The 26,763-nt window shown below is 69.7% G+C and carries 17 protein-coding genes and 2 pseudogenes; 11 read left to right on the top strand and 8 right to left on the bottom strand.

All coding sequences use genetic code 11. The features are described 5' to 3' along the window. Positions 1-18: 18 nt before the first annotated feature. The 6 genes from AB0L75_RS36445 to AB0L75_RS36420 all read right to left on the bottom strand — a co-directional run bounded on the left by AB0L75_RS36445 (position 19) and on the right by AB0L75_RS36420 (position 8,061). Positions 19-2,223, bottom strand: coding sequence for a glycoside hydrolase N-terminal domain-containing protein (locus AB0L75_RS36445; protein WP_365190058.1), 2,205 nt, complete (start codon positions 2,221-2,223; stop codon positions 19-21). Further along, a complete protein-coding gene (locus AB0L75_RS36440; RefSeq protein WP_365190056.1) occupies positions 2,220-4,187 on the bottom strand; it encodes a beta-galactosidase in 1,968 nt (655 codons plus the stop codon). Before AB0L75_RS36440 ends, AB0L75_RS36445 begins: the two co-directional genes overlap by 4 nt. Next, on the bottom strand, positions 4,187-4,342 hold the full coding sequence (locus tag AB0L75_RS36435; protein ID WP_365190054.1) for a hypothetical protein: 156 nt from the start codon (positions 4,340-4,342) through the stop codon (positions 4,187-4,189). The genes AB0L75_RS36440 and AB0L75_RS36435 overlap by 1 nt, the downstream gene beginning before the upstream one ends. Before the next feature lie 79 nt (positions 4,343-4,421). Continuing rightward, on the bottom strand, positions 4,422-5,348 hold the full coding sequence (locus tag AB0L75_RS36430; RefSeq protein ID WP_365190051.1) for a carbohydrate ABC transporter permease: 927 nt from the start codon (positions 5,346-5,348) through the stop codon (positions 4,422-4,424). Then, positions 5,345-6,397 (bottom strand): ABC transporter permease subunit, encoded by a 1,053-nt coding sequence (locus AB0L75_RS36425; RefSeq protein WP_365190049.1) that lies wholly within the window; start codon positions 6,395-6,397, stop codon positions 5,345-5,347. Before AB0L75_RS36425 ends, AB0L75_RS36430 begins: the two co-directional genes overlap by 4 nt. Next, on the bottom strand, positions 6,397-8,061 hold the full coding sequence (locus AB0L75_RS36420) for an extracellular solute-binding protein (RefSeq protein ID WP_365190046.1): 1,665 nt from the start codon (positions 8,059-8,061) through the stop codon (positions 6,397-6,399). The genes AB0L75_RS36425 and AB0L75_RS36420 overlap by 1 nt, the downstream gene beginning before the upstream one ends. Positions 8,062-8,385: 324 nt before the next feature. Here AB0L75_RS36420 and AB0L75_RS36415 point away from each other — a divergent pair, with 324 nt between their 5' ends. After that, positions 8,386-11,226 (top strand): glycoside hydrolase family 3 C-terminal domain-containing protein, encoded by a 2,841-nt coding sequence (locus tag AB0L75_RS36415; RefSeq protein ID WP_365190043.1) that lies wholly within the window; start codon positions 8,386-8,388, stop codon positions 11,224-11,226. 352 nt (positions 11,227-11,578) lie between these two features. On the opposite strand, the gene AB0L75_RS36410 is transcribed toward AB0L75_RS36415, so the two are convergent. Then, entirely contained in the window at positions 11,579-13,720 is a 2,142-nt protein-coding gene (locus AB0L75_RS36410; RefSeq protein WP_365190040.1) for a beta-galactosidase, read from the bottom strand. A 982-nt stretch (positions 13,721-14,702) separates the two neighbouring features. Between AB0L75_RS36410 and AB0L75_RS36405 the strand changes: the two genes are divergently transcribed. From AB0L75_RS36405 to AB0L75_RS36380, 6 genes and pseudogenes are all read left to right on the top strand, one after another. Further along, entirely contained in the window at positions 14,703-15,128 is a 426-nt protein-coding gene (locus AB0L75_RS36405; RefSeq protein ID WP_365190038.1) for an acetylxylan esterase, read from the top strand. After that, positions 15,125-16,552, top strand: coding sequence for a GH1 family beta-glucosidase (locus AB0L75_RS36400; RefSeq protein WP_365190141.1), 1,428 nt, complete (start codon positions 15,125-15,127; stop codon positions 16,550-16,552). The genes AB0L75_RS36405 and AB0L75_RS36400 overlap by 4 nt, the downstream gene beginning before the upstream one ends. After that, positions 16,549-18,831: an alpha-xylosidase gene (gene yicI / locus AB0L75_RS36395; RefSeq protein ID WP_365190036.1), complete on the top strand. Its 2,283-nt coding sequence runs from the start codon at positions 16,549-16,551 to the stop codon at positions 18,829-18,831. The genes AB0L75_RS36400 and yicI overlap by 4 nt, the downstream gene beginning before the upstream one ends. A gap of 460 nt (positions 18,832-19,291) precedes the next feature. Then, entirely contained in the window at positions 19,292-20,725 is a 1,434-nt protein-coding gene (locus AB0L75_RS36390; protein WP_365190034.1) for a glycoside hydrolase family 43 protein, read from the top strand. A gap of 170 nt (positions 20,726-20,895) precedes the next feature. After that, positions 20,896-21,081, top strand: coding sequence for an RICIN domain-containing protein (locus AB0L75_RS36385; protein ID WP_365190139.1), 186 nt, complete (start codon positions 20,896-20,898; stop codon positions 21,079-21,081). Between the two features lie 13 nt (positions 21,082-21,094). Beyond that, positions 21,095-21,336: pseudogene (locus tag AB0L75_RS36380) on the top strand (IS701 family transposase); the annotation flags it as partial. A 23-nt stretch (positions 21,337-21,359) separates the two neighbouring features. Here AB0L75_RS36380 and AB0L75_RS36375 read toward each other — a convergent pair. Continuing rightward, positions 21,360-22,865: an alginate lyase family protein gene (locus tag AB0L75_RS36375; RefSeq protein WP_365190032.1), complete on the bottom strand. Its 1,506-nt coding sequence runs from the start codon at positions 22,863-22,865 to the stop codon at positions 21,360-21,362. Positions 22,866-23,051: 186 nt separating this feature from the next. Between AB0L75_RS36375 and AB0L75_RS36370 the strand changes: the two are divergent. From AB0L75_RS36370 to AB0L75_RS36355, 4 genes and pseudogenes are all read left to right on the top strand, one after another. Then, a pseudogene (locus tag AB0L75_RS36370) lies at positions 23,052-23,753 on the top strand (sigma-70 family RNA polymerase sigma factor); the annotation flags it as partial. A 25-nt stretch (positions 23,754-23,778) separates the two neighbouring features. Further along, positions 23,779-25,719: a radical SAM protein gene (locus tag AB0L75_RS36365; protein ID WP_365190030.1), complete on the top strand. Its 1,941-nt coding sequence runs from the start codon at positions 23,779-23,781 to the stop codon at positions 25,717-25,719. A 199-nt stretch (positions 25,720-25,918) separates the two neighbouring features. Further along, on the top strand, positions 25,919-26,338 hold the full coding sequence (locus AB0L75_RS36360; RefSeq protein WP_365190027.1) for a helix-turn-helix domain-containing protein: 420 nt from the start codon (positions 25,919-25,921) through the stop codon (positions 26,336-26,338). A 331-nt stretch (positions 26,339-26,669) separates the two neighbouring features. Then, the coding region (locus AB0L75_RS36355) for a VOC family protein (RefSeq protein WP_365190137.1) at positions 26,670-26,763 on the top strand (94 nt) is incomplete at its 3' end.

Raw genomic sequence — 26,763 nt, 5'->3', positions numbered from 1 at the left:
ATTGTGGGGGTGGGGCTGCTACCACGCCCCCTGGCTGAGGACGTGGTCCTCTCCGGCGACGAGGTCGATCGGCTCCGCGTCGCCGGAAGAAGTCCTGACTTCGATACGGACCGTGCGAGTCGGCTTCACAACCGCCCTCGCCCGGCCGGGCGCCCAGGTCAGGTCGACCTTCGCGCCGAACCGCGTACGTACGCCCGTGAGCCGGCCCGCCGGGAGGGACGGCGGCAGCGCGGGCAGGAGGACCAGTCGGTGGGGGGTCGACTGGACGAGCATCTCGATCAGTACGGCGGGCAGGGTGTGCGCGGCGTCGGCGTTGTAGACGTGGAGGTTCGGGTAGTGGGCGCTCATCAGGGAGGCGTGGAAGAAGTCGCCGCCCAGGACCTGGTCGAGGGCGTGGGCGACGTGTTCGCCGTCCCGGAGCCGGGCCGCGATGAGGGCGTGGTGGAGGTGGCCGTGCGCGGAGTCGTTCTCGGCACCCCGCAGTTCCAGGGCGCGGTGTGCGGCCGCCGCGAGGTCGGGGGTGTCGTAGGGGGTGATCTCGTCGAGCGGCCAGACGCCGTAGAGGTGGCTGAGGTGACGGTGGTCGTAGTTGTCCGCCACGCCTGGCCAGGCCCACTCGGCGAGGGCGCCGTCGGCGTTGATCCGGTGCGGCGGGAGACGGTCGGCGAGGGCGCGCCAGCGGTCGGCGTCGGGGGTGTCCGGGTGGTAGTCGGCGGCGGTGAGCAGCGCGTGCCGGGCCGCCGAGAGGTCCATGGCCGCGTTGATCGTGCCCCAGCTCGCGTTCGCCGGGCGGTTCTCGGGTGAGTAGGAGGGCACGACGACCAGGTGGCCGTCGCCGTCGGTCCGGGTGAGGAAGTCCTCGTAGAACAGGGCGACTTCGGTGAGAACGGCGGCGGTGCGCGGATCGCGTTCGCCGCGTGTCTCGTCGTGGTCGACGAGCGGCTTGAGGAGCCAGTCGGCGCCGGCTGTCCACAGGTGCAGAGGGTACTCATGGCGGAAGTGGTACGCGTGACCGGTCTCGCCGTCGGTGTGCGTGGGGGCGACGACGCCCCGGGCACCGAAGATCACGCGGGCGTTCTCGCGCCAGTCCGGGAGCTGGGACTGGATCAGACCGGCGTGGGCTTCGGTGACTTCGGGCAGGGCCGCGGCCGCGGCTGACGCGGTCTGGAGATTGAGGTTGGCGTTGGTGGTGAACGCGCCGCACCACGCCGGGTGCCACTCGCCGTGCCACAGGCCGACCAGCCGGGGCGGGAACAGGCCGCTGGCGGACAGCAGGTGGTAGCGGCCGGCCGCGAACAGCCGCTCCAGCAGGGCGGCGTCACGCGGGCGCTTCAGCAGCTCCGAGCCCGGCAGCGCCCGTTCAGCCGGATCGGCGGCGAGGTCGAGGGTGACGCGCTCGTAGGCGGTGCGGTGGAGGGCGGCATGGCGGTCCAGAAGCTCGTCGTAGTCCAGGGGCAGGTCGCGCAGGGCGCGGCCCTCCGCCGTCACGTCGAGTTCGCCGGTGTGCCGCAGGACGCGGGTGAGAAGCAGTGCGGACCGGGCTCCCTCGATCTGCGCGCCCGGCGGGGCGAGGGCCGTCGTGCCGCCGGTGACGGCGACCAGCGTGACGCCGGTGAAGGCACGGTCGCCCTCGGGATAGCGGGCGCGCAGGCTCAGCAGGGCGCCCTCGGGGGTGAGGACGGCACCATGGCCGACGGCCAGCCCGGCGGGGGCGCCGGGAAGGCGGTGGTCCAGGGAGATGCCGAGGGTGCGGCCGGGTGCCGTGACGTGCTGGACGATCACGTCGTCGGCGCGGGAGACGAAGACCTCGCTGGTCCAGTCGGCGCATTCAGTCCGGACGATGCCCGTGGCGAAGTCGACGGACCGACGGTAGTCGTGCTCTTCGCCGGACGGCCGGTGCAGAAGGATCTGGAAGGCGGGGTGGAAGGGCCGCACCCACTGGCAGGGGCGGTCGTCGGTGAAGCTCTCCGCGGCGGTGAGGTCGCCTGCCAGGAGGCGGTCCTGGAGCGCGGGGAGTTCGGCGGCCAGCCGGGGCGGCCGCCGGTTCGCGCCATCGCCGCCCGGCGCTACCAGGGTGTGGTGCGTGACGACGACCCGCTCCGCGTCGGGAGCACCGAACACGAGGGCGCCGTGCCGGCCGTTGCCGCTCAGGAAGCCGTCCTCCCAGCGAGCGGCCGGCTGCGGCTCCCACGTGCCGTGGGTGGGACCGGTGAGTGCTGTCATGGCTGGAGCACCGCCACCCCGTAACGGCCGAGGGTGACCCGGTCGGTGACGACCGTCCCCGTCAGCAGGTCGTGGTGGGTGCCGGGCACCTCGACGGTCACCGGCTCACGGCCGTGGTTGAGGACGAACAGCACCTCGCCCCGGCGTACCGCCTCGACCTGCTCGGGGAGGCCGTAGAGCACGGGTCTCACGCCCGCGCCGTCGGCGATCCGGGCCAGTAGCTCGCGCAGCGCCTCTGGCTCCGGGAGCGTGGAGACGTACCAGGCTCGGCCCTTGCGCAGGATGGCGGGCAGTGCGTCGAGTTCGCCGCCCTTGTACGGGACGGTCTCGTCGGCGGTTCCGTCGCCCTCCAGCTCCTCGGACCACAGGGAGGCGTGGAAGCCCTCGCAGGTGACGGTCTCCCCGGCGTCCAGCGGCCACCACTCGTGCAGGATGCGGATGCCGAACAGGTCGCGCAGCCGGGGGTCCATGCCGCCGGGGCGGACCCGGTCGTCCTCGTCGGCGACGCCGGTCTGGAAGCCGCAGACGAGGGTGCCGCCGCCGTGGACGTACGCGAGGAGGTTGTCGATCGCCGCGTCGGTGAGCGCGTACAGCTGCGGCACGACGACCACCGAGTACGGCGTCAGGTCGTGCTCGGGGTGGGCGAAGTCGGTGGTGAGGTGGGCCTGCCAGAGGGCTCGGTGCCAGGCGCGCAGGACGTCCGGATACTCCACCTGGGTGGACAGGCGGCCGTCCTGGGCGCCGGCCCACCAGGCGTGCCAGTCGTGCAGGACCGCGATGTTCGCGGTGATGTTCCGGCCTGCCACCTCGGCGGCGATCCGCTCCAGGTCCGCGCCGAGCTGTTTGACCTCCTGGTGGGTACGGCCCTCCTCCCCGGCATGGCTGAGCATGCCGGAGTGGAACTTCTCCGCGCCCTGCCGGGACTGCCGCCACTGGAAGTAGCAGACGGCGTCGGCGCCCCGGGCCACGGCTTGGAGGGACCAGAGCCGGTTGAGGCCGCGTGGCTTGGGGTGGTTCACCCCCCGCCAGTTGACGGGCCCGGCGGCCTGTTCCATGAGCATCCACGGCCCGCGCGCCTGGGAGCGGGTCATGTCCTGGACGAGGGCGCCGTTCTGCGCGCCGAGCGGGTCGTGCGGGTCGGGGTAGATGTCGACGGAGACGACGTCCTCCTCCTGCGCCCAGCGCCACGCGTCCTGTCCGAACCACAGCGGCATGAAGTTGCTGGTGACCGGCAGGTGCGGGGTGTGGCGGCGGACGATGTCCCGCTCGGCGACGAAGCACTCCAGGAGCATGTCGGAGGTGAAGCGCCTGAAGTCCAGCCCCTGGGTGGGGTTGCGCATGTAGTGGGGCAGGCGGGGCGGCAGGATGCCGTCCCAGGTGTCGTAGCCCTGGCTCCAGAAGGCGGTGCCCCAGGCCTCGTTGAGGGCGTCGAGGGTGCCGTACTTCCCGCGCAGCCAGCGGCGGAAGGCGGCGGCGGCCTCGTCGCCGTGGTCGAAGGTGCAGTACTCGTTGCTGATGTGCCACATGGTGAGGGCCGGGTGTCCGCTGTAGCGGGCGGCCAGGTCCTCGGTGATGGCGGCGGCGTAGCGCCGGTAGGTGGCGCTGGAGTGCGAGAAGTGCTGGCGGCCGCCCCACCACTCGGTGCGGCCGTCCTCGGTGACGGGCAGGGTGTCGGGGTGCAGCCGGCCCATCCAGGGCGGGGGCGAGGACGTGGGGGTGGCGAGGACGACGCCGATGCCGTTCTCGTGCATCAGGTCCATCAGCGTGTCCAGCCAGCCGAACTCCCTTGCCCCGGGCTCGGGTTCGAGCTTCGACCAGGAGAAGACGCCGAGGGTGACCGAGTTGACGCCGGCCGCCTTCATCAGCCGGACGTCCTCGTGCCAGGTCTCCTCGGGCCACTGCTCGGGGTTGTAGTCGCCGCCGAAGAGCAGACGGCCTCGTGTCGCGTCACTCAGGCTGGGCATCAGGCGATCTCCCCGTACCGCACACCGCGTCCGTCGGTGGCGGTGATGAACCCGGTGCCGCCCATGGCGGCGTCGCGCCACCGGTAGCCGCTCTTCGCGGCGGCGGCAGCGGAATCGGCGGGTGCAGAGCGTCTGTCGAGGAGAAACGTGCCCATCACATACCTCGGTCTTCACGAAGGGGCGTCGAGCTGGAATCAGGGGTGGCACTGGGGCGGGGCCCCGGAGCAAAGGGCTTCAGCCCTTGATGGCTCCCGTGAGCATGCCCTTCTTGAAGTGCCGCTGGACGAAGGGCGAGGCGACCGCGACGGGGATCAGCGCGAGGACCATGACAGCCATCTGCAGTCCCAGCGCGGAGAGCTGCCCGGTGAGGACCGCCTGCTGGAGGCCGGTCGGCGCCTCGGTGTGCTTCTGGACCAACTGGATGAGCACGTTCTGCAGCGGCATCATGTCCTGGTCGCTGAGGTAGATGGAGGCGTTGAACCAGGCGCTCCAGTACCCGACCGCGTAGAACAGCGAGATGACGGCCAGCACCGCCCGGGACAGCGGCATGATGATGGTCAGCAGGATGCGCAGGTCGCTGGCCCCGTCGATGCGGGCGGACTCGGTGAGTTCGGGCGAGATCCCCATGAAGAAGGCCCGCAGGACAAGGAGGTTGAAGACACTGACCGCGCTCGGCAGGATCAGCGACAGATAGGAGTCGGTGAGGCCCAGCGACTGCACCAGAAGGTACGTCGGGATGAGCCCGGCCCCGAAGAACATCGTCGCCATCATGATCATCAGGAAGAGCCGGTGGCCCAGACTGCCCGGCCGGGACAGCCCGTAGGCCCCGAGTACCGACACCGTCATCGAGAACAGCGTGCCGAAGAACGTGACACCGACCGAGACCATGATCGCCCGGCTGACCTGGCCACCGCCGAGCAGTTCGGTGTAGTTGACGAAAGTGAGGCCCTTGGGGATCACGACGAGGCCGCCGGCCTGGTCGATCACACGCTTCGGGGAGAGGCTGGTGACGATCACGATCCAAAGGGGACCGAGCACGCCCAGGCAGCAGAGCAGGAGGAAGCCGCTCTTGGCGGTGAGTCCAGCCTTGCTCGGCGGCTCCTCCCACACAGGACGGGCGGGGGCCTGGAGACTGCGGATGAGCTGCGTGTTGAGACTCACTTCTGGTACACCCCCTGCTCGCCGAGCAGGTGCGCGATCTTGTTCGCACCCAGGACGAGACACACTCCGATGACTCCCTTGACGAGGCCGACCGCGGCCCCGTAGCTGAAGTCGCCGTACTTGATACCCACGCTCCACACATAGGTGTCGAGGACCTCGGCGGCATTCGTACCGACCGCGTCCCGCTGGAGCAGGAACTGCTCGAAACCGACGCTCAGCGCGTCGCCCACCCGCAGGACCAGCAGCAGCGCGATCACCGGGCGCAGCGCGGGCAGCGTCACGTGCCACATGCGCCGCCAGCGCCCCGCGCCGTCCATGGCGGCCGCCTCGTACAGATCAGTGCTGACGGCGGCCAGCGCGGCAAGGAAGACGATGATCCCCCAGCCGGCGTCCTTCCAGACGGACTCCCCGATGACCAGGAACTTGAAGATGCCCGGATCGGTCATCAGGTCGAAGCCGCTCCACCCGTGGTTCTCCAGGGTCTGGGCAATGATGCCCGCGCCGCCGAAGACCTGCTGGAACACGGTGATCACGAGGACCCAGGAGAAGAAGTGCGGCAGATACATGATCGCCTGCGCCACGGCCCGCACCCGCGGCCGGATCACGCTGTTGATGACCAGCGCCAGGGCTATGGGGATCGGGAAGAACAGCGCCAGCTGGAGCGCGAACAGCACGAGGGTGTTCTTCACCGCGGCCCAGAACAACGGGTCGTTGAACATCCGCGAGAACTGCTCCACCCCGACCCAGGGGCTGTGGAAGATCGCCGTGACGCCGTTGCTGGAGACGTACGGGTCGTAGTCCTGGAAGGCGACGACATTGCCGAGCAGCGGAACGTAGTTGAAGAGAAGGAGCAGCACGATGACGGGCAGCGTCATCAGGATGAGCGCGCGGTCGCGGCGCAGGCGGATCCGCCAGGGCACCTTGCCCGCCTTGCCCGCCCTGCGCGGCGCCCGCACCTTCGCCGTGGCGGAGGTGACCGCGGCCGTCGGTTCCTCGACGGCCGCGGGGGGACGAGTCCCGCCGGTCCTGCTCCTGGCCGTGAGGGACATCAGTTGCCGCTGCCGTTCTTGTCGAGGAGTTCCTTGTACCAGTCGCGCAGCTTGTCACCGCCGGAGGACTTCCAGGTCGAGATGGCCTGCTGCACGTCGGACAGCTTCTTGTTGCCGCGCACGAAGTCGATCTCCAGCTGCTCGAACTGGCTGGAGAGGGTCGCGTAGCGGGTCGGCTCGACGATGGTCATACCGTAAGTGGACGTCTTCTTCAGGAAGGCGCCCATCCGCTGCTGGTACTCGACCTGCTTGCGGGCGATCTCGGGGAGGTCGGGGTGGGCGAGATAGGGAGCCGGGGTCGCCAGCATCACCCAGGCGTTGATCACCTCGGCGTTGCCCTTGTCGGTCTTGACCGGGACGCCGTCCTTGACCGTGTAGTGGGTGCCCTGGACCCCGTAGTCGACGAACATCCGCTCCTTGGTGCCGTACGGTGCGGCCGCGAAGTTGGCGGCGGCCAGCGCGTTCTCCACCGTCTCCTTCGAGGCGCCCTTGCGGATCATCGACCAGATGTTGGCGGGCGAGGTCGCCCAGATCGTCGGGTTGCCGCCGTGGGCGCCGAAGAGGTCCATGGCCTCGATCTTGAAGTCCGGGTTGGCCTTGGCCTGTTCGGCCGCCTGGTTGTACCAGCCGGACAAGTCGCTGTTGAAGACCAGGACCTGCCCGGCGGCGAAGCGCTGGCCCGCGTCGCCGGTTTTTGCCTTGTCGTCGGGGTGGACCACGCCGGCCGCGAACAGCTTGCGGATCCACTCCAGGCCTTCGAGGTATTCGGGCCGCTCCTTGCTGAACCTCAGCTTGCCGTCGGGATCGATGTTCCAGCCGGGGGCGTTGGGGAAGATGTTCCCCCCGATCCAGGACATGTCACCGCAGGCCCACACCTTGGCCTTGGCGCTCGTGGCGTCCTTGGCCCAGCTGAGGAACTCGTCGGCCGACTTGGGGACGGTGTAGCCCTTCTTATCGAAGATGTCCTTGCGGTAGTAGGGCGTGATGAAGCTCGCGGGGGCGACGGACATCGGGATGCCGCGCAGCGCACCGCCGAAGATGCCCATGCGCCAGGAGTCGGACGGAATCGCGGCCAGGTTCGGGTACTTCTTGACCTTGTCGCCCTGCAGATAGGGGCCGAGGTCCATGAACTTCGCGGTGACCGCGTTCGCGATCTTTCCGCCGTTCATGATCCACTGAGGCACGACCACCATGTCGGGTATGGAGCTGGAGGCGAGGACGGCACCGATTTTCTGGGGGTAGGTCTGGCCGTCCTGGTTCTGCCAGGTGATCTTGGTGCCCGCCGCGGTGTCGAGCGCCTTGTAGTAGGCGCAGTCGGCCTTCGGCGGGGTGCCCCAGAGAGGGGACATGATGGTGAGGGGAGCGCCGGTGCCGAGCTTGCCCGGGACCGATGCGGTCAGGGCCGCGAGGTCGATCTTGCCGGTGTAGCCGTCCGCCGAACCGTTCTTCGCCGGAATGTCCGGCTTGGCGAACTTGCTGGCGACGTACGCAGGGAGCAGCTTGTCGGCGGCCTTGCCCGACGTGGCTCCCTCCCGTGAACCGCTGTCCGAACCGCCGCAAGCGGTGAGCAGTGGCGCTCCCCCGGCCACCGCGACGGCGGCGACCGCGGTGGAGGCGAGGAAGCTTCTCCGGCTCGGTCCGGAGGGGGCGGAGTTCAGCGTCATTGCGTCAACCCTTCATGGCGCACATGGAGACCCGGCGGAGGCCGTCGGCTGCGGTGTCGCGAGTGGAACTGGCTGAGCTGGAGCAGACATCCAATCACTGCGACCACGATCCAGAGTCGAAGCGCTTCGATGTTGCAGTGAGGTTAAATGAACACCCATGGGCACACAAGGGTCGCTTCCAAGATTCCACCGAGCCCCAAAAGAGGTTCCTTCCTTATGTATTGCTTGAAGAAGCGATGTTGATCTCTTGACACCCGACCGTCGGTCGAATGAGCATCGAAGCGCTTCGAAATCTCTTACCGGTCCGTCTCAAGGGGATCCCACGTGACCGCACGCACGCCGCACACGCTGCCTTTCCGCGATCCGCAGCTGCCGTTCGCGAAGCGCATCGACGACCTTCTGTCGCGGCTCACCCTCGACGAGAAGATCGGATTCCTGCACCAGTTCGTCCCCGCCGTCGAGCGGCTCGGCATCGCCGCGTTCCGCACGGGCCAGGAGGCGCTGCACGGCGTGGCCTGGATGGGCCCGGCCACCGTCTTCCCTCAGGCGGTCGGCCTCGGCGCGACCTGGAACACCGACCTCGTACGCCGGGTCGGCGATGCCGTGTCCAAGGAGACCCGCGCGATGCGCGCCCGCGACGACCGCGTGGGGCTGAACGTCTGGGCGCCCACCGTCAACCTCCTGCGCCACCCCCTGTGGGGCCGCAACGAGGAGGGATACTCGGAGGACCCGAAGCTCACTTCGGCCATCGCGACCGCCTACACGCACGGCCTGCGCGGCGACCACCCCACGTACTGGCGCACCGCCCCCGTACTCAAGCACTGGCTGGCCCACAACAACGAGACGGGCCGCGACGTCACGTCCTCCTCGGTGCGCCCTCGCGTTCTGCACGAGTACGACCTGCGCGCCTTCCGCGAGACGGTCGAGGCGGGCGCGGTGGCTGGTGTGATGCCGGCGTACAACCTGGTCAACGGACGCCCGAACCATGTCTCGCCGTATCTGCGCGAGCAGCTGCGCACCTGGACCGACGAGGAGGTGCTGGTCTGCTCGGACGCGGGCGCGCCGTCCAACCTGGTCGACTCCGAGCACTACTTCGACACCCACGAGGAGGCGACGGCCGCCGCGCTGCTGGCCGGCGTCGACAGCTTCACCGACCACGGCACCGACAGCTCGAAGATCACCGCACGGGTTCGCGGCGCTCTGGAGCAGGGCCTGCTGACCGAGCCGGACATCAACACGGCCGTACGCCGCCAGCTCTCGGTCCGCTTCCGCCTCGGCGAGTTCGACCCGGAGTACGACCCGCACGCGCTCACCACGGACTTCGACACGCTGGCCCACCGCGCCCTCGCCCAGGAGGCGGCCGAGCAGTCGGTCGTGCTGCTCAAGAACAGCGGCGGCCTGCTGCCACTCGCCCCGGACACCCGGCTCGCCGTGGTAGGCCTGCTCGCCGACGAATGCAAACGCGACTGGTACAGCGGCACGCTCATCCACCGCTCCACCCCGCTGGCGGGCCTTCACGAGCGGTTCGGCGCGGAGCGCGTGCAGTTCGCGGAGGGCGTGGACCGCATCCGCCTCAAGACATCGGACGGCGCGTTCCTTCAAGTGCCGCAGGCCGAGGCCGCCGACGAGGTGCGCGCAGCGGAGGGCGCCCTGGACCCGGCCCTGCTCGCGGGCCGCACCGACCTGCCGCCGCTGGGCACCGACGCGACCGGCACCGAGTTCTCCCTCGTCGACTGGGGCGAGGGCGTGCTGACCCTGCGCGCGCCGGACGGCCGCTACCTCTCGGTCGCCGAGGACGGTTATGTGCGAGCCTCCGCCGACCAGCCCGGAGGCTGGGTCGTCCAGGAGACATTCCGCCTGGAACCTCATGAGAACGGGCACCTCCTCAGGCACATCGGTACAGGCCGCCACGTCTCTGTCGCCGCCGACGGCGTGAAGGTTGCCGATGCGCATCCAGAGGCGTTCGAGGTCGTCGTCGTCGAAAGCGGCGAGGACGCGGTGCACAGGGTCGCCTCGCAGGCGGACGTGGTCCTGGTGGTCGCGGGCAACGATCCGCACATCAACGGCCGTGAGACCGAGGACCGTACGACCCTGGCCCTCCCCGCCCACCAGGAGCGCCTGCTGCGCGCGGCCCGCACGGCCAACCCGAACACGGTGCTGACGCTGGTGTCGGCGTACCCGTACGCGGTCGATCACGCGGAGGTGCCGGCGCTGCTGTGGACGGCCCACGGCGGCCAGGCGGCCGGCACAGCCCTGGCCCGGATCCTGGCCGGCGACGTCTCCCCCGCCGGCCGCATCCCGCAGACCTGGTACGCCGACGACGCCGACCTGCCCGACCTGCTCGACTACGACGTGATCGGCGGCCGCCAGACCTACCTCTACTTCGAGGGCACACCCCTCTTCCCGTTCGGCCACGGCCTGTCGTACGCGTCCTTCTCCTACGGAGGCCTCACGACGCGCGTCGAGGACGGGATCCTGCACGTGTCCTTCACGGTCGGCAACACCGGTGACGTCACCGCGGACGAGGTCGCCCAGCTCTACACCCGGGCCGTGGAGCCGTCGGTGGTACGGCCCCGCAGGGAACTGGCCGCGCACCAGCGGGTGACGCTCGCGCCCGGCGAGGTCACGGAGATCGCCTTCCGGGTGCCGCTGTCGGCCTTCGCGTTCTGGGACGTGGCGCAGGGACGTCAGCGCGTGGCACCGGGCCTCTACGAGGTCCTGGTCGGCGCGTCCAGCGAGGACATCCGCCTGGCCCGGACCCTCGACCTCGACGGCGAGCCGCCCGTCCCCCGGCCGGTCATGGCGGACGGCCTGCACGCGGTGGACTTCGACGACCAGCACGACACGGAGATCGTGGACCGCACGAAGACGTCGGGTGACTCCGTCACCCCTGTGGCCGGCCGGAGGGGCGAGCTGGTGTTCCGTGACGGCGACTTCGGAAACGGGGCTGCCGGGATCACGGTGGAAGCCGCGGGTGAGGGCACGGTCGAACTCTCGCTGGATGACGGTCCGGTACTGGCCGTGCTCACTCTTTCCCCGGGTACGGCCGGACCCTACGACTACGCCATGGTGAGCGCCTCAGCCGTCATCGGGGCCGGTGTGCACGACGTCCGCCTCGGACTGCGTGGCCCGGTGCGGCTCGCGCGCGTCACCTTCTCCGTCTGAGGTCCGCATCGACCCGCTGTACGTGGGAGTCGCTGCACATGAGTCCGGCACCGGAAGGCTTCGGTGCCGGACTCGTTTCTTCAAGCCTGCGGTCGACATGGCCTTCGTCGCCCGGCCCGTTCGGGCGCAAGGTCCGCCGGCTCACCAGCTCGCCGGCGCACATCGTCGCGACGCCGGCATCGGGCTCCAGGCCGACGAGCGCGTCCCGCGTTCCGAGAGGTCCGACCGCTGCCCGGCCGAATGCAATTCCCAGCCCTCCCCCGGCGGCATGCCTGCATGACGTGGAGGCACGCTTACGAGCCCGAAGCCCTGTCGACCTGCCGGCCTGTCTCCGGTTCCACGGTGGCGGCTGTCACCGGTCCTCCGCGACCGCCCCCGGTGCGGCAGCGAGGACGCGGACGTCCCAGGCGCCGAGCCGCACGGGCGTACCGGCCGGGACCACGCTGCCGTCCAGGGCGTCGGTCAGGTCCACCGGGGCCTGGGCGGTGGCGGGCTGCCAGCTCCAGTTGTGGACGACATGGACGCGCCGACCGTCGGGAGCGGTGCCGGTGGCGACGGTGACCGAGTCCGGCAGACCCTGCCAGCCGCTGCGCGGGTCGGGCGCGAGCCACGCGGCGAGCGCGCGGGCCAGATCGCGGCCGGGCACGGTGCCCACACACGTGACGCGGCCCGCGCCGTGGCGGCGGGTGGTGACGGCTGGCCAGCGCCCGAAATGCGGGTGGTCGTACTCGGCCAGGACGTCGGCGTCGTCGACGGCCAGGCCCTCCACCCAGCGGGTGGCCACCGCGTCGCCCGGCAACTGGAGCGGGCTGTCCGGTGCGGTGCGCAGCGGCAGGTCGGCGTGGAGGTTGCTGAACTCGTCGTACCGGACGCCCGCGGCCTGGATCAGTCGTGCTGGTGTCACCTCGTGGCGTGCCCGCGCCTCATGGTCGCCGTAGCCGGTGCGGGGACCGAGAACGAGGTGGCCGCCCGCCTCCGCGTAGGCACCGAGCCAGTCGAGCATCCCGTCGTCCGCCACGTACAGCGCGGGAGCGATGAGCACGGGGTGCTGCTCAGCCACTGACTCCGGGGCCGGCCCAGGGCGTTCGCCGCCTGGGTCGTGCAACTGACGGGCGTGCAGGATCCGTACCTGGCGCCCTGCCTCGAACGCGCCCCGGTAGAACGGATCGAAGATGCCCTCGTACGCACCCGCGTCCGGACCGCCGTCGGGGCCGGCGAGCGGTGGGTACTTGCGCATCAGCCACTTGCTCGGCGCCGAGTACACCATCGCGATGTCCGCGTCCGGTGCGATCCCGGCGACGAGGTCCCCGGCCCGCTCGAACTCGGCGCCCAGTCGGGCAAGTTCCCGGTAGGCGCGCCCCGGTCGTCCGCTGTGCGGGAGGATCCCGCCCCAGTACGTCTCGGCGCCGAAGTGCAGCGTGTGCCAGTGCCAGTACTCGATCATGCGGGCCCCGCGCGCGACCAGCGCCCACGCGGCCTGCCGCCACTGCCCGTCGAAGGCGGGCCGGTTGTCGGAAGTGCCGCCGATGGCCTGGGCGTTGGTCTCCGTGATCAGAAACGGCTCCTGGCGCGAGGAGTAGATCCGGTCGGCGCTGTGGTGCAGGGCCCACGCGCCGTACGCCATCCACTGCTGCGGGAGCTTCTCGCGCGGCGGCTCGGGCATCGTCAGGCTGTCCTGCATGTCGTAGTACGGGTTGCCCGCGGTGACGTCCAGGCTGTCGGTCAGCTCGTCGTCCTCCAGACCGGGAGAGCCGTAGGCGAGGCACGTGGTGACGAACTGGCCGGGCCGCGCGTACGCACGCACGACGCCTGCCTGCCAGGCGATGAACTCGGTGGTCTGGCGCGCCTGGAACGCCTGCCAGGCCAGCTCGTACTGCGGCTGCGCGTTGCCCTCCGGCTTCCACAGGTCGGCCCAGGTGGACAGCCGGTGCGACCAGTACACCAGGCCCCACTCGCGGTTGAGGGTCTCCACATCGCCGTACCGCTGCCGAAGGTCGTCCACGAACCGCTGGAAGACACCGTGGTTGTGCGGCAGTCGCGGGCCGGGCTCGTTGTCGACCTGGAAGCCGATGACCGCGGGGTGGGCGGCGTAGCGGGCGGCGATCGCGCGGATCACCCGCTCGGCGTGGAAACGGAAGGCCGGGTGCGTGAAGTCGACCTCCTGCCGGGCGCCCCACGCGGCGCGGCGCCCGGTGGCGTCCTCGGCGGCGATCTCCGGGTACTGCCGGGCCAGCCACGGCGGCACCGCGTAGGTGGGAGTTCCGAGGACGACGGAGATGCCGCGCTCGTGTGCGCCGTCGAGGACGGGTTGCAGCCAGTCGAGTTCGAACCGGCCGTTCTCCGGTTCCCAGGTGGACCAGACCGACTCGCCCACGCGGATGACGGTGAACTTCGCCTCCGCCATGAGATCGAGGTCGGTCTTGAGCCGCTCGTACGGCTGGTACTCGTGGTAATAGGCGGCGCCGAACAGGACGCGCGCGGGCAGATCAGTCATGCGAAGCCCTTGTCGGTGAGGGGGGTGGTGTTGTTCTCGGCGTGATCGCCGGTCAGCCTGGTCAGTGCGCGATGACAGGCTGATGCCTCACCCCTGCCAGCGGCTCGTAGCCGCACCAGTCGAAGTGGTTCACGCCCTGGGCGCCATGCAGGTCCGCCGGTCACACGGCCGGTGAAATCGCCGACCGCCCCGGTCGGCAGACAGCCGCCGTCGCGACTCGCGAGCGAGGTGAAGGTTCCGTCCGGCAGTTCGACGCCGAGGGCGATGACGTCGGGGAGGTGCGTGCATCACGCGGTGTGGGCGGCTCGGTTGTCCGAACGCCGAGGACGATCGGGCCCACGGGCACCGGCTCCTGCGTCGGACCGAGCAACATGCGCGCCCGGCGCGCCCGACACCGGTAGCGCCGACAGACGATCCAGGCGCGGCTCACCGTGGAGCCCGCGGACAGCACCAACGGCTCATCTGGTGCTTCATGGCAGCAGCCCCCTCGGAGGATCGTCGAAGCGCTTCACCTAGGACGCAAGGTAATGAGGATTTTGTCGCGAAACAAGAGGATGCAGGCAAGGGAGCCTTTCTTTCTTGCCAGGCATTGACACCACATCTCAGGTAATGACAGCGTCGAAGCGCTTCACCAACCGAGTCTCTCCTCTCGTCGAGGTGCCCCTCCCGTGGGTTCTGCTTTCCTGCCCGCCGTCGGTCGGCGGCCGTTCCGCGTTCCCCGCTGCCGTGGGATCAGCGCATCGACGACCTGCTGCAACGGCTCACACCCGAAGAGCGGATCGCTCTGCCTCACCAGTACGCGCTGCGTGGCCTGGCTCGGCGGGGCCACTGTCTTCCCGCAGGCAATGGGGCTCGGCGTCATCCGGGACGGGGACCTCGTGCACGAGACCGCCACGGCCGTGTCGGTGGCGATGAACGCCTTTCACCGGCGCCGACGGCCGACGATCGGCTCCGACACCAACAGCGCTGGACGTGGCCGCCCGTGGTAGGTCTGTCGCGCGATCCGCACCGGGGTCACAACAAGGACGGTTGCCCGGCGGACCCGCCGCACACCGGTCAGCCGACGACGGCCTGCTGCCGGGGCCTTGGCCGCGAGGGCCAGTACCTGAAGGTCACCAAGTACCCGCACCGGCACAGCCACCGCCGCGTGAAGGCGACCTTCGCCACCCTCGACTGCTTCGACAGCATCCGCTTCCCCCAACGGGCCACCGCTCCGGCGCTGTTCAGCGCCGACGTGATGGCTCCTGTACGCCCGCCCTCGACGGTCTGCGCCGCCATCAACCACTCCGCGGGCCAGGACCGCACCGTCGCCGTGTGGTCGTTCCCCGACCACGACGGCGGCCGCGGCTCCAACCCGCCCACCCGACTGGCCCGGCCGCACCGGCGCGGCCTGTCTCCGGAGCTCTGAACACCGTGTCCAACGCATCCGGGCCCACCGCGCGCCCGTTCCCCGAGCTGCCCCCCGGGTTCCGCCTCGGAGCCGCGACCGCCGCCTACCAGATCGAGGGCGCCCACGACCAGGACGGCCGCGGCCCGTCCATCTGGGACACCTTCAGCCACACCCCCGGCCGCACCCTAGGCGGCGCCACCGGTGACACCGCCTGCGACCACTACCACCGCTACCGCGAGGACATCGGCCTGCTGCGCGGGCTCGGCGTCGACGACTACCGGTTCTCGATCGCCTGGCCCCGCCTGCTGCCCCAGGGCACCGGGCCGGTCAACGCCAAGGGCCTGGACTTCTACGACCGGCTGATCGACGAACTGCTGGCCGCCGGTGTCGCGCCCGCCGTCACGCTCTACCACTGGGACCTGCCCCAGGCCCTGGAGGACCGTGGGGGCTGGCGCGTCAGGGAGACCGCCGAGGCGTTCGCGCAGTACGCGACCGTCGCCGCCGAGCGCTACGGAGACCGGGTGGAGCGCTGGATCACCCTCAACGAGCCGTACTGCTCCGCCTTCGTCGGCCACGCCGAGGGGCGTCACGCACCCGGCGCCGAAGAAGGCCGCGGCGCGCTGGCCGCCGCCCACCACCTGCTGGTCGCCCATGGCCTCGCGGTACGCGCGCTGCGTGCCGCAGGCGCCCGCGAGATCGGGATCACCCTCAACCTCGACCAGATCCACGCCGCCTCCGCCCACCCCGAGGACCAGGCCGCCCTGCGCCGGGCCGAGGTCCTCCACAACGAGGTCTGGACCGAGCCGCTCCTCGCCGGACGCTACCCCGCGCACGAGGACGAGACCTGGGCCGGCCTCGCCGCCGGTCCCTGGCGGCTGCCCGGCGACCTGGAACTGATCGGCACCCCGCTGGACTTCCTCGGCGTCAACTTCTACCGCCCCGTGACGGTCGCCGCCGCCCCCCACCGCACGGCCGACCCCGAACTGCGCACCGCCGTGGACATCGGCGTCACCGAGGTGGACCCGTACGGGACCCGGCACACCACCATGGGATGGCCCGTCGTCCCGGAGGCGCTCACCGAGCTGCTCTGCGGACTCCACACCCGCCACCCGCGGCTTCCGCCGATCTGGATCACCGAGAACGGCTCCGCCGAGACCGACACCGTCGCCCCCGACGGCCGGGTCCACGACACCGCGCGGATCGACTACCTCACGGACCATCTCGCAGCCGTCGCCGCCGCTGTCACCGCCGGGGTGGACGTGCGCGGCTACTACGTCTGGTCCCTGCTGGACAACTTCGAGTGGGCGCGCGGCTACGGCCAGCGCTTCGGCATCGTCCACGTCGACTACGACACGCTGACCCGAACGCCCAAGGACAGCTACCACTGGTACCGGGGCCTGATCACCGCGCACCACGCGCGGACGGAGGAGACCACCCCATGAAGTTCACCGACGGCTACTGGCTGATGCGTCCGGGCGTCACGGCGCGCTACGCCACCGAGGTCGCGGACGTCCGGGCCGACGAGCACCGGATGACCCTCTACGCGCCGGTGAAGCAGGTGCGCAGCCGTGGCGGCACGCTCAACAGCCCGCTGCTGACCGTCGAGTGCTGGTCGCCGGCCGAGGGTGTGATCGGGGTGCGTGCCACCCACCACGCCGGTTCGGTGCGGCGGGGGCCGGAGTTCGCGCTGCCCGGCGCGGAACCGGGCGCCGGAAAGGTGCACCGGGACGGCACGGTGATCGAGCTCAGCGCCGGTGAGCTGTCGCTGCGGGTGGACGCCTCGCAGCCGTGGCATCTGGAGTTCAGCGCCGACGGGCGGGTGCTGACCTCCGTGGGCGAGCGCGGCACCGGCTTCGTCACCGACGCCGCCGGCCGGCACTTCATGCTCGGGCAACTCTCCCTGGGCGTAGGAGAGTCGGTGTACGGGCTGGGTGAGCGGTTCACCCCGTTCGTCAAGAACGGGCAGACGGTGGACATCTGGCAGGCCGACGGCGGCACCAGCAGCGAGCAGGCGTACAAGAACATCCCCTTCCACCTGACCAACCGCGGCTACGGCGTCTTCGTCAACCACCCCGGCAAGGTCAGCTACGAGGTCGGATCCGAGTCCGTCGGCCAGGTCCAGTTCAGCGTCGAGGACCAGTCGCTGGAGTTCTTCGTCGTCCACGGACCGACCCCGAAGCAGGTCCTTCAGCGCTACACCGCGCTCACCGGCCGCCCCGCCCTGCCCCCGGCCTGGGCGCTCGGCCTGTGGCTGACCACCTCCTTCACCACCGACTACGACGAGGCCACCGTCAACCGCTTCGTCGACGGCATGGCCGAGCGCGGCATCCCGCTGAGCGTCTTCCACTTCGACTGCTTCTGGATGCGCGGCTACCAGTGGTGCGACTTCGACTGGGACTCCGACACCTTCCCCGACCCGGCCGGCATGCTGAGCAGGCTCAAGCAGCAGGGGCTGCGGATCTCCGCCTGGATCAACCCGTACATCGCGCAGAAGTCGGCGCTGTTCGAAGAGGGACTGCGCGAGGGCCACCTGGTACGGCGCCCGGACGGCAGCGTGTGGCAGTGGGACCTGTGGCAGCCCGGCATGGCCCTGGTGGACTTCACCAACCCGGCCGCGCGCGACTGGTACACCGGTAAGCTGAAGACGCTGCTCGACCAGGGCGTGGACTGCTTCAAGACCGACTTCGGCGAGCGCATCCCCACCGACGTCGTCTGGCACGACGGCTCCGACCCCGAGCGGATGCACAACTACTACACCCACCTCTTCAACCAGGCCGTCTTCGACCTGCTGCGCGCCGAACGCGGCGAGGGCGAGGCGCTGCTGTTCGCCCGCTCCGCCACGGCGGGCGGCCAGCAGTACCCGGTCCACTGGGGCGGCGACTGCGAGTCCCACTTCAACGCCATGGCCGAGTCGCTGCGCGGCGGACTCTCCCTCGGCCTGTCCGGCTTCGGCTTCTGGAGCCACGACATCGGCGGCTTCGAGGGCACCCCGACCCCGGCCGTGTTCAAGCGCTGGGTACAGTTCGGGCTGCTCTCCTCGCACAGCCGCCTGCACGGCAGCAAGTCGTACCGCGTGCCCTGGGACTACGGCGAGGAGGCCGTCGCCGTCACCCGCGAGTTCACCCTGCTCAAGCACCGCCTCGCCCCCTATCTCCAACGCGCCGCGCAGCAGGCGCACACCACCGGTGTCCCGGTGATGCGCGCCATGGTGCTGGAGTTTCCCGACGACCCCGCCGCCGCCACCCTCGACCTGCAGTACATGCTCGGCGACGACCTGCTCGTCGCCCCGGTCTTCACCGACGACGGCACGGTCGATTACTACGTGCCTGAAGGCACGTGGACCAATGTGCTGACAGGTGCTCAGGTCGCCGGTCCGCGCTGGATCCGCGAGCAGCACGGCTTCCACACCCTGCCGCTGCTGGCCCGTCCGGACTCGGTCGTCCCGCTGGCCGCCGACGACCAGCAGCCGGTCTCCGCCTGGGCGGACGGTGTCGAGCTGCGAGTGCACGCCTTCGCCGACGGTGCCGAGCGCACCGTGGTGATCCCGAGCACCGACGGCCCCGGTCAGACGGCCCTCTTCCACCTGCGCCGCCTGGGCGACCGCCTGCACGTGACCACCGACAGTCCGCACCCGTGGCAGCTGCGGTTCGGCGCCCCGGACGGAACCCTGCACACCCGGCCCGCCGGCACCCCGGAGGCCGACCTGCCGTATCCGGCCTGAACCGTACCGAGGGTTCCCAGCTCGTACCACAGGATGGGCCCCGTCCTGCGGTACGAGTTCGACGACTGAACTTCTGGGCCCTGGTGGTGCTGCCGTTGCCGCAGCCGCCGTTGGCCGAACTGCCGGCGTGGTAGACGAACGGAACAGCGCGCGTCACCCACTCGCCTTCTCCGGTCACGTGCACCACGAATGTCAGAAGTATTGACGCATCCCGCTTCCCACATTTAGCGTCTGCCCGACTATGCGAACGCTGTTCGATTTTTCGGACAACTGATTCCTCATCGGAGAGCCGACCGCCCCCTTCCACGACCGCCCCCAACCGGGCGACACCGTGACTGCGCCCACCCACGTCGTGCGGTAGCCGCGCCTGTCCCGCAAACCGAGACCCAGCCGCCCCCGCCACTCCACCGCGCCCCCTTTCCACCCCGTGGTGGCATTCGCAGAACGACAGGAGACGTACATGTCCACGCTGCGCGCACGGCTGTCGGCGATATTGCTCGCCGCATGCCTCCTCTTCACAGGCCAAGCCCTGACCACACCCGAGCGGGCTGCGGCCGCCGACCCGGGTTACCTGATGGTGCACTTCACCGGGGACGGGTCGACCGGTCAGCAGACGTACCTCTCACACAGCACGGACGGTGTGCACTGGAACGACCTCAACGGCGGCGGCATGGTCCTACGCTCCCCGGTCGGCACGAAGGGTGTGCGCGACCACGCACTGGTGCGCTCTCCCGACGGCAGCAAGTACTGGATCATCGCGACCGACCTGTGCATCGGCTGCGGACAGAACTGGGACGACGCCGTGAACAACGCCAGCCGCAGCATCGTGGTGTGGGAGTCCACGGACCTGGTCAACTGGTCGCAGCCGTGGCTGCTCAACGTCGCCGGCGCGATCCCCGACGGCCGCAACGCCTGGGCGCCCGAGGCGATCTGGGACCCGGCGACCAACGACTACGTCCTGTACTGGGCGACGAACGCGACGCTCAACGGTGTGCTGAAGCACCGCATCTACTACGCCCGCACGTCGGACTTCCACACCATCACCACCCCGCAGGTCTACATCGACCGCCCCGGCACCCAGAACATCATCGACACCCAGATCATCGAGGTGCCGTCGAGCGTCGGTAAATACCGCTATGTGCGGGCCTCCGGTGACGGGCAGATCACGCTTGAAGGCAGCAACTCGATCCTGGGGAGGTGGACCAACCTCGGCAACCTCTCCGGCATCGGCCTGACCGGCTCCCAGGTCGAGGGGCCTATGTGGATGAAGTTCAACGGCACCGACAAGTGGGCCCTCTACCTCGACCAGTACGCCAGCGGCGGCGGTTACATGCCGGTCGTGACGACCGACCCGTCCAATCCCGCGGCCTACCAGAGGCAGGCGCCGGGCAGCTACAACATGGGCGGCACGAAGAAGCGCCACGGCTGGATCCTGAACCTGACGGCCGCCGAGGAGAACCGTGTGCTCGCCCGCTGGCCGGGCACCCCGGCCAGCCGGCTCCAGTCGTACAACTTCCAGGACCGCTACGTACGGCACACCGACTTCGACGCGCGCATCGACCCGAACGTCAATCCGGCCGACGACTCACGGTTCCGGCTCAGGCCCGGCCTGGCAGGCACCGGTACCGTCTCCTTCGAGTCGGTGAACTTCCCCGGCTACTTCCTGCGCCACTCCGACTACGACTTCCAGCTGGTCCACAACGACGGCAGCAGCCAGTTCGCCCAGGACGCGACCTTCCGCCAGGTCGCCGGGCTCGCCGACCCGACCTGGTCGTCGTTCCAGTCGTACAACCACCCCGACCGCTACATCCGCCACTACGCCTACGAGTTGCGGCTCGACCCGATCACCACCTCGACCGGACGCAGCGACGCCACCTTCCGCGTGACGAGTTGACCGCCGGGGATGCCGGCGCCTCCAGGAGAACGGCGGCATCCCCGGCGACTGGATCCACAACGGGTTCGACTTCAGCGAGAACTACAGCCACTCAACCATCGGCAACGCCACCGTGAACGTGGCCGTCCCGGTCACTTCGGCACATCCCGCGTGGATTCCATTGAGGGAAGATCGTCCCCACCGAGAACGGCTACTACCGGATCCTCAACACCCACAGCGGCCAAGTCCTCGGCATCAAGGACGTCTCCAGGACGGCCGGCGCCGTCGCACTGCAGTGGGACGACAACGGCACCGCCGACCACCTGTGGCGCATCGCGGCGAGCGCATCCCCTCTGCCGGGCCGCCGGGCTGAATGAAGACACCGTCTTCTGGCAGAAGCTGCCGGCAGGGGCCGGCGCCAATGGGCACCGCTTCTACGGCTTGGCCGTCATCGACCTGGCCGAACCCCGGACCGGCAGCCAACGGCTGCTGATCGGCGGCAATCGCACTAACGCTGAACTCGCCTATCACCGCTGCCACATGAGCCCCCGGTGCCCCTGGCCACGCTGGTGCAGGGCGCCGGATCGAGCTGGCGGGTGGAGGAGACCTGCCAGTCCAAAGAGGGCCTGGCCGGACGGTTGGGCGTGGGGCCCGGTCAGTCGCTGTCGCGGGCGCCTCTACGGCGCAGGGCAATGATGCCTCCCGCGATGGCCAGCACTCCGGTGGCGGCCACGGCTGCGAATCCGCCCGCGCCGGTCGCCGCCAGGCCATTCCCCTTGCCTCCCTGTGCCCGGGTCCCCCCGGTCCCGTCGGTGGCGGGCTGCTGCGCGGCCGTCGTGGTTCCCGTGTCCGCGGTCGTGCCCTGCGACGGGACCGGTGCACCGGCGGGGACGATCGCCTTGGGGCGGGTGAAGGCCAGGGTGCCGAAGCCGAGTTGGTCGAAGCCGCCGCCCTCGCCGTAGTTCCCGCCACCACCCTCGGGACGGACCTTCTTCGCGTACTCGGTCACGTACGGGGCGTCGAGGCCACGGCGGTTGACGTAGTGGTGGTAGATCGACTCCCAGATCGGTCGGAGCGCTCCCCGGCTGTCCGCCGACGGGGCGGTCAGGTTCTGCGATCCGCTCCAGACACCCGGGGCGCCGTAGTTCCACGTCCAGGCGGTGTAGGGCACGTCATGGCCGAGATTCCACTTGGCGACGTACTCGAAGCCCTTCAGCAAACGGTTGTCGTCGTAGCCGTACAGGTCGATTCCCTGGTTCCAGGCCAACTCGGCGATGGCGCCGGCCAGGCCGACACCCAGGGTCGCGTGCCCCTGATCGCGGCCGACCTCCACCCACTGGCCCAGGCCGCCCGGGTGGATGTGCGGGATGAGGTTCTTGACGGAGCCGTTGCCCTTGCCCGACTTGAAGTAGGTGACGGCCTCGTCGACCTTGTCCCGGTCGTCGCAGAGGATACCGGTGGCCAGGACGCACGCGATGCTCAGCAGATCCCAGCTGCCCCAGTAGTTGGTGATGTAGGCGCCGTTGTGGTGGGCGAGGAAGTCGCTGCTCTGCCGGTAGAAGACGTCGACCAGCATCTTCTGGAAGCGGGCGAGATCGAAGCCCGGGTAGTCGCGCATGATCTCGGCGGCGTTGGCGAACTGGTAGCCGTGCAGGCCCGCCGCGATGAACCGGTCGGCGTTGCCGTCGAGCGCGGTGAGCTTCGCCGACCAGGCGTTGAGGATGTCGCGGGCGGCGTCCGCGTGGGCCCTGTCACCGGTGACCTTCCAGCGCAGGGCGTTCTGGTAGGCGGCGTGCACATCGTGGTACAGCGTGCCGACGTTCGTGCCGTCGCCGCCGCGCACCACCCTCGCCAGCGGGTTGGGCTTCCAGGTGCTCTGGGCGTGCGAATTGGCCGCCAGCACCGCGTAGCCCGCCTTGTACGGCGCCGTGCCCGCCTTCACCTTGGCCGCCATCCGGTCGAAGTCGGCCTGGGTGTGCAGCATCCCCGGATGGACCAGCCCGCCGCTCGCTCTGGCGGGCGAGGAGAGCGCCTCGGCCGCGTCGGCGGGAGCGGCGCCCGCGGTGGCCGTCCCGAGGCCGACGACCGCGACCGCGCCCGTCATCCGCAGCATCCCGCGCCGGTTCATCATCGGTCCGGTGTCGTCCTGGCTCGCTGGCACTGTCTGGGCTCCTGTCGGTTCGGGGCGTACGTACAGGGGACGTGCGAGCCGATCGCTCATAACAGCAAACCGCCGACGAAATTCAGCCGGGACCGACCTTCCGGAATCCACCCGGCTCGCTTCTGGCACACTGTCGCCCCGCGACACATCGGCACGGCCGTATGGCAACGGAAGAAGGGGAAGCGGGTGCGCGCACAGGACGTTCAGTACCGGCCGGACGTCGCTGTCGTCGTGGCAGCGCGCGCCGGGGACCGGCAGGCGTCGGAACAGCTGGTACGGGACTGTCTTCCGCTGGTCTACAACATCGTCGGCCGGGCGCTGGACGGGCACAGCGACGTCGACGACGTGGTCCAGGAAACCATGATGCGGGTCCTGGAAGGGCTGCCCGGTCTGGAGCGGCCGGATCGGTTCCGGTCCTGGCTGGTCGCCATCACCATGCGGCAGATCCGTGACCGGTGGCGCAGCGGGCGAACCCAGGCGATGGCACGGCCGCTGGAGGAATCCGCCCACGAGGCGGATCCGCAGGCCGACTTCGCCGATCTGACGATTCTGCGGCTGGCGCTGTCCGGCCAGCGGCGTGAAGCCGTGGAGGCGACCCGCTGGTTGGAGAGCGAGGAGCGCGAGATGCTCGCGCTGTGGTGGCTGGAGGCCGCCGGTGATCTGACCCGCGCCGAACTCGCGACAGCCTGCGGCCTCACTCCGCAGCATGCCGCAGTGCGGGTCCAACGCATCAAGGAACGGTTGGAGACCGCACGCGCAGTGGTCCGGGCCGTGACCGCCTCACCGCGCTGCACGGAACTGGCCGCCGCGCTCGCCTCCTGGGACGGACGGCCGTCCGCACTGTGGCGCAAGCGGCTGACGCGCCACGTCCGCGACTGCCCGCAGTGCCTGCTCAGCGCGTCAGTTCACCGCGATGCAGGGGGTCCGGTACAGCGTCACCCTCGGCTACCTCACGGCGGCCGCGATCGCCGATCCCGTACTCGACGCGGCCTGCGACTTCCGGATCAGCGTGCGCGAGCAGAGCGGCGGGGAGCAGGCGACGAAGGAGCTGCTCGACACCTGGGACGAGCCGTTCGTCGTCGCGCTGACGGTGTTCTTCTGGAACCGCGCCCAGTCCCTGGAGCTGGCCCGCCAGGTGAAGGAGCGCTGGCCGAACTGCCGCGTCGTCGTCGGAGGCAACGATGTCAGCTACCAGCAGGAGCCGCTGTTCGCCGAGGCGCCCTGGCTGGACGTGCTGGTGCACGGCGAGGGCGAACTGCGCTTCCGCGACCTGCTGCACGCCTTCCTGACCGGCGGGGACCTCGCCGCGATTCCCGGCATCAGCCACTGGCGCGACGGCGCCGTCGTCACCAACCCGGACGCGGACCGCATCACCGACCTCGACCAGGTCCTCTCGCCGATCCTCACCCCGGTGTACTCGGACGAGGAGATCACCGGCTCGTCCCTGATCGTCTACGAGACCAACCGGGGCTGCCCGTACGGGTGCGCCTTCTGCTACTGGGGAGGCGCGACCAACTCCAAGGTCCGCCAGTTCGACCTGGAGCGGATCTTCGCCGAGTTGGACCGGCTGATCCGGCTGATGCCCATGGACGCGACGTTGTTCATCGCGGACGCGAACTTCGGCATCCTCCCCCGCGACCGGCAGATCGCCGAGCACATCGTGGAACTCAGCCGGCGCTACGGCAAACGGCTGATCGTCAGCACCAACTGGGCGAAGAACGGCAACGAGCGCATCGTGGAGATCGCGAGCATGCTGCACGCCGCCGACCTGACCGGTGCGATCACACTGTCCGCGCAGTCCTTCGACGCGGACGTGCTGAAGATCGCCAACCGCGCCAACATCCGCACCGATCACTACCGCCGGCTGCTGTCCCGCTTCCGCGAACTCGACGTACCCACCTACACCGACCTCATCTGGGGCCTGCCCGGTGAGACGTTCGACTCGTACCTCAACGGCATCGAGGAGGTGCTGACCGCGGGCGGATCTCCGGTGATCTATCCGTTGCTGCTGCTGAACAACACCGAGTACTCGCGAGACTCCTTCCGGGACGAACACGCCTTGAGGACGCGCTGGATGCCCGCCGACATCACCAATCCCGAACTCGTTGCCGACGTGGTCGTGGAGCACGGGTGCATGACCGCCGACGAGTGGGTGCGGGGCATGGAGTTCCGGGTGTCCATGACGCTGTTCCAGAAGATCCTGCTGCGCTGTGCGCTCCGCGTCCTCCATACGACCACGGGCGTCCGCATGGTCGACCTGTGCCGGCAGCTGTGGTCGTTCCTGCTGGACGACTGTGCCGACCCGTTCATGCGTGCCGTCGCGCGCGATGTCTCCGCCGTCTACCGGGACCCGTCCTCCCTGGACATGGCGCTGCTGAAGACGGTCATCGGCAACCAGGTCATCGTGCCCGAAGAGGTGCACTACCAGGCGTTGTTGTGCCGCGCCGTGCGCACCGAACGCGCCACCGCGGACCTGCTCGACGCAGCGGTCGACCATCTGTGCACCTGGCTGTCCGGGTCCGGGTTCGAGGTCGACCGCGTCCTGGTCGACAGTGCGCTGACCCTTGACATCGCGGCGACGACGATCCTGCGCGCGAGTCTGCACGGTGACCTCGCCGAGGCGGACTTCGCCGTCCCGAGGCGGGGCTGGAACCTGCTGGTCGCTTCCGGGGACGTGCCGTCGAGTCTCGACACCGGCAACCAGGGGATCATCGTGCGCGGCACGGTGTGGGCGCCGCCGCGCTGGATCCACTTCCCGATCAGTGTCTACGCGTTGTCCATCTGGCACGGTACCGGCCGGCCGCTTTACGACCTGCTGTTCGCTCTGCCCGACGAACTGCCGGCCGTCGCGTGACCCGTGCGCACCCGCCGGGCCCGGTCACCTCCGGGTGCCGACCCTCCGGGATTGACAGCCCTTTGTTAGGACAACATCATGAGCACATCACATGTACCACGCACCTCAGGTGCATTTGCATCGTGCTCACTACGCGCAGCCCGGGACGCTCGCATCCCTCTCAAGGCGGCTACTGCGCCCCGTGAACATTGAGGGGGCCATGACCACCGAACGCCCCGCCTACCGCTCCGACAGCGCCTGCCGCGAAATCTTCGACCAGATCACCGACAAGTGGTCGATGACAGTCATGGCAGTCCTCGACGAGCCGAGGCGGTTCAATGAGATCAAGCGCCGCATCGACGGCGTGACCCACCGGGTCCTGACCCAGACCCTTCGCCGCCTGGAGCGCAACGGGATGATCATACGCCGGGTGCTGCCGACCTCACCGGTCGGAGTCGAGTACTCCCTCACTCCACTCGGGGAATCTTTAAGGGAACCGTTCAACCGGTTACTCGCCTGGACCGTCGCCAACACAGACCAGATCCGGGCGCACCAGGTGGCGTACGACCGGCGGGCGCACGACTGCCCGTACCAAGACTCCTCCGTGCCACGACAGCTGGAGGGCCCGGAACCCGCATGATCCGGCGACGGGCACACAGCCCCAGCGTCCGACCTCACGATCACACGCATCGGTAGGGCAGTCGTGCCCCTCCCTGTCATGGTCTTCGCGGCCCGCAAGAGGGCCGCTGGCCTCCGGGCCCGGCATGACTGGTCCCCCCTGTCGAACGCATGACAATGCCGTTGTCCTGGCCCGGGGTTTAGGCTGATGACGATCAGCGGGCGGTCGTGCGGACCGCCACCGGCTCGCCGAGACTCACCGCGCAGTGAGGACAGAATCTGACCTCATTGGCGCCTACTGTCGCGGCGTCGGCCGGGATGCGGTATCCACGGCGGGAAGGAAGGGGACACCCATGCTGCGAGGGCTTGCCACCGTCAGCTTCTGGGCCGCTGATCTGGCGGCGGCACAGAGCTGGTACACGGAACTACTGGGCGTGGAGCCGTACT

This window comes from Streptomyces sp. NPDC052101 (assembly GCF_040680235.1).
In the GTDB taxonomy this organism is placed as follows: Bacteria; Actinomycetota; Actinomycetes; order Streptomycetales; family Streptomycetaceae; genus Streptomyces.
The sequence above is the reverse complement of the archived record's forward strand: the minus strand, read 5'-3'. Positions and strand labels throughout refer to the sequence as shown.